We start from the raw sequence: 8,442 nt of genomic DNA on the forward strand, positions 1-8,442 counted from the left end.
CCCCTCGCACTGCCGCCGGTGCTGGCGCTGCACGGCGCCCGCGACGCCCTGGTCGGTCGGCGTCACCCCGAGGACCTGCACCGGCGGATGGCCGAGGCGGGCGGAAGCTGCCGCGTCCATCTCTACGAAGACCAGGGCCACGCCTTCGATCCGCGAACCGACGCCGACGCGGTGGCACGCGGTATCGCCTTCCTGAAGCGTGGGTTCGGGCCTATCTGAAGCGGGAGCGCGTCGAATCGCCGGCCGTCGACGGCCCAGGCCGGAACGCCGCCGGCCAGGGCACGGCGCGCGACATCGGGACCTTTCAGATGACGACAGCGCAAAACCCCGGGCTCGCCGACCTTCCGGCCGACAACCCCTTCTCCGAGACGGCCTGGGGCACGCCGGCCGAGCTTCCGCCGTTCGAGCGCATCCGCCCCGAGCATTACCTGCCGGCCTTCGAGGCGGCTTTGTCGTCCCACAAGGCCGAGATCGCGGCGATCGCCGGCGAGGCCGCGGCGCCCACCTTCGCCAACACCGTCGCGGCGATGGAGCGGGCGGGCCTCGCCCTCGATCGGGTCGCCGGCGTGTTCTACAACCTCACCGGCAGCCACACGAACCCCGAGCTTCAGGCGATCGAGCGGACGATCGGCCCGAAGCTGTCGCGCCACGGCAGCGCGATCTACCTCAACCCCGACCTGTGGGCGCGCATCTCGGCGGTCGACGCCGACGCCGAAGGCCTGGGCGGCGAGGAGCGCCGGGTTCTGTCCCGCTACCGCACCCGCTTCCGCCGCTCCGGCGCCGACCTCGGGCCCGAGGACAAGCTCCGCGTCGCCGAGATCGCGGCGCGGATGTCGGAACTCGGAACCCAGTTCAGCCAGAACCTGCTCGCCGACGAGAGCAGCTTCCTGCTGCCCCTCGACGCGGTGGAGGACCGCGCCGGCCTGCCCGACTTCCTGATCGCCTCGGCGGCCGACGCCGCCAAAGAGCGCGGGGGCGCGCACAGCCACGCCATCACCCTGTCGCGCTCGCTGATCGAGCCGTTCCTGGTGTGCTCGACCCGGCGCGACCTGCGCGAGCGCGCCTACGAGGCCTGGATCCGCCGCGGCGAGGGCGGCGGGGCCACCGACAACCGCGGCATCATCCGCGAGATCGTCAGCTTGCGCGCCGAGCGGGCCAGGCTCCTCGGCTTCGACAGCTTCGCCCACTTCAAGCTCGACGACACCATGGCCGCGACCCCGGACGCGGCGATGGGCCTGCTGCGCGAGGTCTGGACCCCGGCCCGCAGGCAGGCCGGGGCCGAGCGCGACCGGCTCCAGGCGATCGTCCAGGCCGAGGGCGGCAACTTCGCCCTCCAGGCCCATGACTGGCGCCACTACGCCGAGAAGCTGCGGCGCGCCGAACACGATCTCGACGAGAGCGAGATCAAGGCCTACCTGCCGCTCGATTCGGTGATCGCGGCTTCGTTCGACACGGCCTCCCGCCTGTTCGGCCTGCGCTTCACCGAGCTCAAGGACGTTCCGCGCTACCACCCGGACGTGCGCGCCTGGCGCGTCGCGAACGCCGACGGCTCCGAGGTCGGCACCTTCCTCGGCGATTACTTCGCACGGCCGTCGAAGCGCAGCGGCGCCTGGATGAGCGCCTTCCGCTCGCAGGAACGGCTCACCGGCGACGTGAAGCCGATCATCGTCAACGTGATGAACTTCGCGAAGGCGCCCGCCGGGGAGGCGGCCCTGCTGTCCTTCGACGACGCCCGGACCCTCTTCCACGAGTTCGGCCACGCCCTGCACGGCCTCCTCTCCGACGTGACCTACCCGCTGCTCGCCGGCACCGCCGTGTCGGGCGACTTCGTCGAGCTGCCGTCGCAGCTCTACGAGCACTGGCTGGAGCAGCCGGAGGTGCTGCGGACCCATGCCCGCCACCACCGCACCGGCGAGCCGATGCCGGAGGCGCTGCTGACGAAGCTGCTCGCCGCCCGCACCTTCAACCAGGGCTTCGCCACCGTCGAGTACACCGCGTCGGCGATCGTCGACATGACGCTGCACCTCTCGGCCGAGGGCGAGAACGGGCTCGACGTAGGGGCCTTCGAAGCCGACGCGCTCGAGCGCATCGCGATGCCGGCCGAGATCAACATGCGCCACCGCACGCCGCACTTCGCCCACATCTTCTCGGGCGACGGCTATGCGGCCGGCTACTACAGCTATCTCTGGTCCGAGGTGCTGGATGCGGACGCCTTCGACGCCTTCCGCGAGGCCGGCGACATCTTCGATCCGGCGACCGCCGCGCGCCTGCGCACCTACGTCTACGGTGCCGGCAACCTGCGCGACCCGCGCGAGGCCTACACCGCCTTCCGCGGGCGCCTGCCGAGCACCGAGCCGTTGCTGCGCAAGCGCGGGCTGGCGGCCTGACGGGGAAGGCCCGCGCCGCCTCGGCACGCGCGGCGCGGTAACCCTTCGGTAAACAAACGTCCTTAACCAAAGCTTTCGACAGAGATGCCGGACGCGGAGGCGAGGGCCATGACGACGATCATCGATTCGGCCGTGGAGAAATCGGCCGCCTCGCCGGAGGCCCTGCTGAAGGCCGCGGTCTCCGGCGCGAAGCCCGCCGAGAGCAAGGCGGCGGCGCCCGTGCCGACGGCTGCCAGGGCCGTCCGCCGGTTCGATGCGGTGACGATGGGGCTGGCGGGCGCCGCACTCGCGGTCGGCACGGTGCTCGGCGCCGGCACCGCGATCCTGGCGACGCCCCGGCCTCAGGGGACGGCGGTCGTCCTGGCCGAGATCAACGCGGCGCTCGAGGCCAACCGCTCGGAGGCGTCGCGCCTCGCCATCGCTTCCGATCGCCTCGACAAGTCGGTCGCGGCCCTCAAGGACGCTGCGGACGCCGCGCGCAGCGAGGCGAAGGCCCGCAGCGCCGCGCTGACCGAGAAGGTCGGCAAGACCGAATCCGCCCTGGTGGCGAAGATCGCCGCCCTCGGCGAGCGGATCGAGCAGGCGGAGAAGGAGCAGGGCGCCCGCCTCGCGGCGGCGGCGGCCCAAGCCGAGAAGCGCACCGTCGCGTCCGCCGCGCCGCCGGCTCCGGTCGCGAAGCCCGAGCCGGTCCAGACCGGGAGCATCCCGGACGCCAAGCCGAAGCCGGCGGTGATCGAGTCCTGGGCCGTCCGCGACGTGTACGACGGCACCGCCATGCTGGAGGATCGCCGCCGCCGCTTGGTGGAGGTCGCGATCGGCGACGCGATTCCGGGAGTCGGGCGGGTCGAAGCCGTCGAGCGGCGCGGGCGGGAATGGGTCGTGGTGACGCGTCAGGGCCTCGTCACGCCGCAGCCCTGGTAGGACGCGGCGCGCAACGCCGTCAGGTCGAGGCGATCGGCGCCTGGGTCAGCACGCCGGCGCCGACCGGGTACCGCGGCTCGATCGTCATCGGGTCCGCCATGGCGGCGGCGCGCTCGGCGCGCTGGCGGCCATGGGTGAGGGCGCGAGTCTGCGCGATGCGCGTCGGGTGCAGGATCGCCGCGAGCAAGGCTTGGCCTTCGAACTGGGTCCCGAGGTTTTTGGCGTCGAAGACGGGCATGACCGGCCTTGCAGAGACAGCGGAGCGTCGGCACCGGCGGCCGACGAAACCTCGGCCGCACGTGAGTAACGGGGACAACCTGAACAAGTTCCGAAAGTTTCGAGAACGGAACTATTTTTTCATCATTGCATTGCAGCGCCCCGGCCATGGTGTGAAATCGCACGCCGACTTCGCCTTTCGGCAGATCTCCAGACTACGCATCCGGCGCGACGTGGCTTCGCAAGTCGTCGGCAGCCCCGCGAAATGCACCCTGCGGATGCACGGCTAATCGCGTCTCTCGGAAACGTCAGCGGGTGTCCTCGCGCAGGAGCTCGGTGTTGACCGCGAAGGCCGCCATGGCGCCCTCGGCGGCGGCGACGATCGCGAACTGCACCCGGCGCGAGGCGTCGCCGGCCACGTAGAGCCCCGGCACGTCGGTTTTCTCGTAATCGCGCGTCGGCACCACGCCGGCCTCGTTCAGGGCGCAGCCCAGCTGCCGGATGAGCTGCGAGGGCAGGCATCCCATCGGCATCAGGAACACCGCGCGGCAGGGCAGGGCGCTGCCGTCCGCGAAGGCGAGATGCGTCGGCCCCGCCTCGTCGCCGTCCAGGCGGGCGATCGGCGCCTCGACCAGCCGCACGCCGTTTCGGGCGAGGCGCGCCCGATCGTCCTCGGAGAGGTCGGTCGGATGGCCGTCGGTGCAGAGCGTGACGTTGCCGCTCCAGGCCGTCAGCTCCAGGGCGAACCCCTTCGCGACGGGGCCGTGGGCGTAGGCCGCGATCGGCCGGTCGCGTGCCTCGTAGCCGTCGCAATACGGGCAGGAATGGACGCCGGTGCCCCAGTAGCGCGCGAAGCCCTGGATCGCGGGCAGGTCCTGGTGCAGGCCGGTGGCGAGGATCAGCCGGCGGGCGGTCTCCCGGCTGCCGTCCGCGAGCGTGATCGCGAAACCGCCGTCGATCGCTCGCGCTTCCACGACCTCGGCCTCGCGCAGCGCGACGGTGTCGTAGCGCTCGAGGTCGGCGCGGGCGAGGGCGCGAAGCTCGGCCGGCGGCGTGCCATCCCGGGTGTAGACGCCCCAGGTCAGGCGAGCCGCGGCGTTGCGCGGGGTGCCGTGGTCGAGGAGCAGGACGGTGCGCCGGCAGCGCCCGAGGATGAGCGCTGCGTTGAGCCCCGCCGGCCCGCCGCCCACGATGATCACGTCGTGCATGATGACGCCGCGCCCGAGGCGCGCCTCCGGTTGCCCCTCTCGGGCTCAAGCCGGATCCGTGCGGAACGTTTCTCGGATGCGGCCACGAAAAAGGGCGCCGCGGCGCCCTTCGTCGTCGTCCGTCCGCGAAGGCCGGCTCAGGCGGCGGCGGACTTCACCGGGACGCCCTTCTCAGCGAGGAAGGTCTGCAACTCGCCCGACTGGAACATCTCGCGGGTGATGTCGCAGCCGCCAACGAACTCGCCCTTCACGTAGATCTGCGGGATGGTCGGCCAGTTGGAATAGGCCTTGATGCCGTCGCGGATGCCGGCGTCGGCCAGCACGTTCACGCCCTTGAACGGCACCTCGAGGTAGTTGAGAATCTGAACGACCTGCCCCGAGAAGCCGCATTGCGGCATGGTGGGCGTGCCCTTCATGAACACGACCACGTCCTGGGACTTGATCTCGTTCTCGATCGTTGCGTTGACGTCGCTCATGGGTTCCGATCCTCGTTCGTTTCAGCAGATCTAGTGATGGTCGGCAGGCATTTCCAATGCCGAGGCCAACCGCTTTAGCGCCCAATCCATATCGAAGCTCTTCGCCACGATCTCGTCCGGATCGAAAGGCATCGTCGCCGGCGACCCAGGGACGAGGCTGTCACCGTACATCTCGAGCGACACGGCGGCGTTCGCCTTCGCGGTGGTCCAGAGGTCTTCCCAGTCGATCCTCTGTCGCATGGAGCGCTTGTAGTTCCGGCGTGCCGTCGCCTGGTAGGCGACCACCTCGACCCGCCAGGATCGGGTCGATTGCGCGGACGGAGCCGAAAGGTACTTCGGGACAAGGACGAGGAGGATGGCACTCTCGACGCCCTGCGTCTGAGACCGTCGCAAGCCCTCGACCTCCTCGGCGATGTTCTCCCAAGCGCGCGCATTCGAGAGGTCGGGCCGAGCCGCCAGGGCGCGCAGGCTCGCCGCCTGCTGCTCGGACCAGGTCACGATGTCGTCGTCGCAGAGGCTCGGCTGGTCCATCGGCACCACCGTGGAACGGAGGCCTAATCCTGCGGGACGCCCGTCGTCAGCGCAAGGGCGTGGAGCACGCCCCCCATCCGCCCCTGGAGCGCGCCGTAGACCATCTGGTGCTGGGCAACGCGGGTCTTGCCCTTGAACGCCGCCGACAGCACCGTGGCGGCGTAGTGGTCGCCGTCGCCGGCGAGATCCTTGATCTCCACCTTGGCGTCGGGCAGGGCCTCGACGATCATCCGCTCGATCTCGCGCGCGTCCATCGGCATCGGTCGGTTCCTCGGGTCGGGGGTGTCAGGCGGCCGCCGGAAGGCTCGCCATGTAGGCCGGCAGCCAGCCTTCGTGGGCGTCGCGGAGCTCGGCGACCGATATGGTCTGCCCGCCCGGCAGGGTCAAACCGTCGCCCTCGACCACGCCGACCACCGACGCGTCGATGCCCTGCGCCGAGGCGGCGTAGAGGATGTCGGTCGCGGCCTCGGCCGGCACAGCGACGAGGTAGCGCGCCTGGTCCTCGCCGAAGAGGTAGGCGTGCGCCGGCATGCCCTCCGGCGCCTCGGGCAGCGTCGCGCCGAAGCTGCCCGCCATCGCCATCTCGGCCAACGCCACCGCGAGGCCGCCGTCGGAGAGGTCGTGCACGGTGTCGACCTGGCCCGAGGCGATGAGCCCGCGGACGAAGTCGCCGTTGCGGCGCTCGAGCGACAGGTCGACGGGCGGCGGCGCCCCCTCCTCGCGGCCCTCGATCACCGACAGGTAGATCGACTGCCCGAGCCACCCCTCGGCGGCGCCCACCAGCACCAGCACGTCGCCCTCGCGCTTCAGGGCGATGGTGGCGTGGCGCGCGACGTCGTCGAGCACGCCGACGCCGCCGATGGTCGGCGTGGGCAGGATGCCGACGCCGTTGGTCTCGTTGTAGAGCGAGACGTTGCCGGACACGACGGGGAAGTCGAGCGCCTTGCAGGCCTCGCCGATGCCCTGGAGGCAGCCGACGAGCTGGCCCATCACCTCGGGCTTCTCGGGGTTGCCGAAGTTCAGGTTGTCGGTGATCGCCAGCGGCCGCCCGCCGACGGCGGTGATGTTGCGCCACGCCTCGGCCACCGCCTGCCGGCCGCCCTCGACCGGGTCGGCCTCGCAATAGCGCGGCGTCACGTCGGCGGTGAGCGCCAGCCCGCGGGGACCGTCCTCGACGCGGACGATCGCGGCGTCGCCGCCGGGCTTCTGCACGGTGTTGCCGCCGATGAAGTGGTCGTACTGCTCGTAGACCCAGCGCTTCGAGCACAGCTCGGGCGAGCCGACGAGCCGCTTCAGCGCCTCGGTCAGGGAGGCCGGCGCCGCGACGTCCGCGGCCTGGATCTCGGGCAGGTGCGTGTTGGCGATGTGCGGCCGGTCGTAGAGCGGCGCCTCGTCGCCGAGCTCCTTGATCGGCAGGTCGGCGACGACGTCGCCGTGCCACTTCACCACGAAGCGCAGGGTGTCGGTGGTCTTGCCGATCACCGCGAAGTCGAGGCCCCACTTCACGAAGATCGCCTCGGCCTCGGCCTCCATGCCGGGCTTCAGAACCATGAGCATGCGCTCCTGGCTCTCCGACAGCATCATCTCGTAAGGGGTCATGCCGGCCTCGCGGGCGGGCACCTTCTCGATGTCGAGCTCGACGCCCAGATCCCCCTTGGCGCCCATCTCGACGGCCGAGCAGGTCAGGCCGGCAGCCCCCATGTCCTGGATCGCGATGACCGCGCCCGAGCGCATCAGCTCGAGGCAGGCCTCGAGCAGGAGCTTCTCGGCGAAGGGGTCGCCGACCTGCACGGTCGGGCGCTTCGACTCGGTCTCGGCGTCGAACTCGGCCGACGCCATGGTGGCGCCGTGGATGCCGTCGCGCCCGGTCTTCGAGCCGAGGTAGACGATCGGGTTCCCGACGCCCGAGGCCGCCGCGTAGAAGATCGCGTCGGCCTTGGCGAGGCCGACCGCCATGGCGTTGACCAGGATGTTGCCGTCGTAGCGCGGGTGGAAGCCGACCGCGCCGCCGACCGTCGGCACCCCGAAGGAGTTGCCGTAGCCGCCGATGCCGGCGACCACGCCCGAGACGAGGTGGCGCGTGCGGGGGTGGTCGGGCGAGCCGAAGCGCAGGGCGTTCAGGGCCGCGATCGGGCGCGCCCCCATGGTGAAGACGTCGCGCAGGATGCCGCCGACGCCGGTCGCCGCGCCCTGGTAGGGCTCGATGAAGCTCGGGTGGTTGTGGCTTTCCATCTTGAAGACGCAGGCGAGGCCGTCGCCGATGTCGATGACGCCGGCGTTCTCGCCCGGCCCCTGGATCACCCACGGCCCCGTCGTCGGCAATCCGCGCAGGTGCTTGCGCGACGACTTGTACGAGCAGTGCTCGTTCCACATCGCCGAGACGATGCCGAGCTCGGTCAGCGTCGGATCGCGCCCGATCAACCCGCGGAACCGTTGGTACTCGTCCGGCGTCAGGCCGTGCTGGCGGACGAGCTCGGGCGTGATCGGGACATCGTTGCGGAACATGCGGCAGTCTCGACGAAAATCCGGTCCCGATCGGAGATGGCGCCGTCGGCAAGGTCGGCGCCGGCTCGGGAGTCGCCACGGCTCTAGAGGGTAAGCGCCCGCCCTGGCAACATTCGATCACACATCCGCCCGGCCCGTCCCGGGGTCGGAGCGCTCAGGCGCGGACCGGGACGGCCGTCGCGCCGCCTTCGGACGGGC

General features: G+C 71.1%; 9 protein-coding genes. 3 read left to right on the forward strand and 6 right to left on the reverse strand.

The genetic code is table 11. The annotated features are described in order from the left end of the window. From FV223_RS13920 to FV223_RS13930, 3 genes are all read left to right on the forward strand, one after another. Positions 1–219, forward strand: a 219-nt coding sequence (locus tag FV223_RS13920; RefSeq protein WP_147727605.1) for a dienelactone hydrolase family protein, incomplete at its 5' end; no start/stop codon positions are given. A gap of 89 nt (positions 220–308) precedes the next feature. Then, complete coding sequence (locus tag FV223_RS13925; RefSeq protein WP_147727606.1) at positions 309–2,387, forward strand: M3 family metallopeptidase; 2,079 nt, start codon at positions 309–311, stop codon at positions 2,385–2,387. Between the two features lie 108 nt (positions 2,388–2,495). Next, positions 2,496–3,308 carry a hypothetical protein gene (locus FV223_RS13930; protein WP_147727607.1) on the forward strand — a complete coding sequence of 271 codons (813 nt, stop codon included), beginning with the start codon at positions 2,496–2,498 and terminating at the stop codon, positions 3,306–3,308. Positions 3,309–3,327: 19 nt separating this feature from the next. On the opposite strand, the gene FV223_RS13935 is transcribed toward FV223_RS13930, so the two are convergent. The 6 genes from FV223_RS13935 to purL all read right to left on the reverse strand — a co-directional run bounded on the left by FV223_RS13935 (position 3,328) and on the right by purL (position 8,244). After that, the gene (locus FV223_RS13935) at positions 3,328–3,546 is read right to left on the reverse strand and encodes a hypothetical protein (protein ID WP_147727608.1); all 219 of its coding nucleotides are present in this window, start codon (positions 3,544–3,546) and stop codon (positions 3,328–3,330) included. Between the two features lie 286 nt (positions 3,547–3,832). After that, positions 3,833–4,732 carry an NAD(P)/FAD-dependent oxidoreductase gene (locus FV223_RS13940; protein WP_147727609.1) on the reverse strand — a complete coding sequence of 300 codons (900 nt, stop codon included), beginning with the start codon at positions 4,730–4,732 and terminating at the stop codon, positions 3,833–3,835. Positions 4,733–4,869: 137 nt separating this feature from the next. Next, a complete protein-coding gene (gene grxD, locus FV223_RS13945; protein WP_147727610.1) occupies positions 4,870–5,208 on the reverse strand; it encodes a Grx4 family monothiol glutaredoxin in 339 nt (112 codons plus the stop codon). Between the two features lie 30 nt (positions 5,209–5,238). Continuing rightward, positions 5,239–5,739 carry a DUF29 family protein gene (locus tag FV223_RS13950; RefSeq protein ID WP_147727611.1) on the reverse strand — a complete coding sequence of 167 codons (501 nt, stop codon included), beginning with the start codon at positions 5,737–5,739 and terminating at the stop codon, positions 5,239–5,241. A 23-nt stretch (positions 5,740–5,762) separates the two neighbouring features. Next, entirely contained in the window at positions 5,763–5,999 is a 237-nt protein-coding gene (locus tag FV223_RS13955) for a BolA family transcriptional regulator (RefSeq protein ID WP_147727612.1), read from the reverse strand. Between the two features lie 25 nt (positions 6,000–6,024). Then, positions 6,025–8,244 (reverse strand): phosphoribosylformylglycinamidine synthase subunit PurL, encoded by a 2,220-nt coding sequence (gene purL / locus FV223_RS13960; protein ID WP_147727613.1) that lies wholly within the window; start codon positions 8,242–8,244, stop codon positions 6,025–6,027. Positions 8,245–8,442 lie beyond the last annotated feature (198 nt).

The organism is Methylobacterium sp. WL116, from assembly GCF_008039455.1.
Lineage (GTDB): Bacteria > Pseudomonadota > Alphaproteobacteria > Rhizobiales > Beijerinckiaceae > Methylobacterium.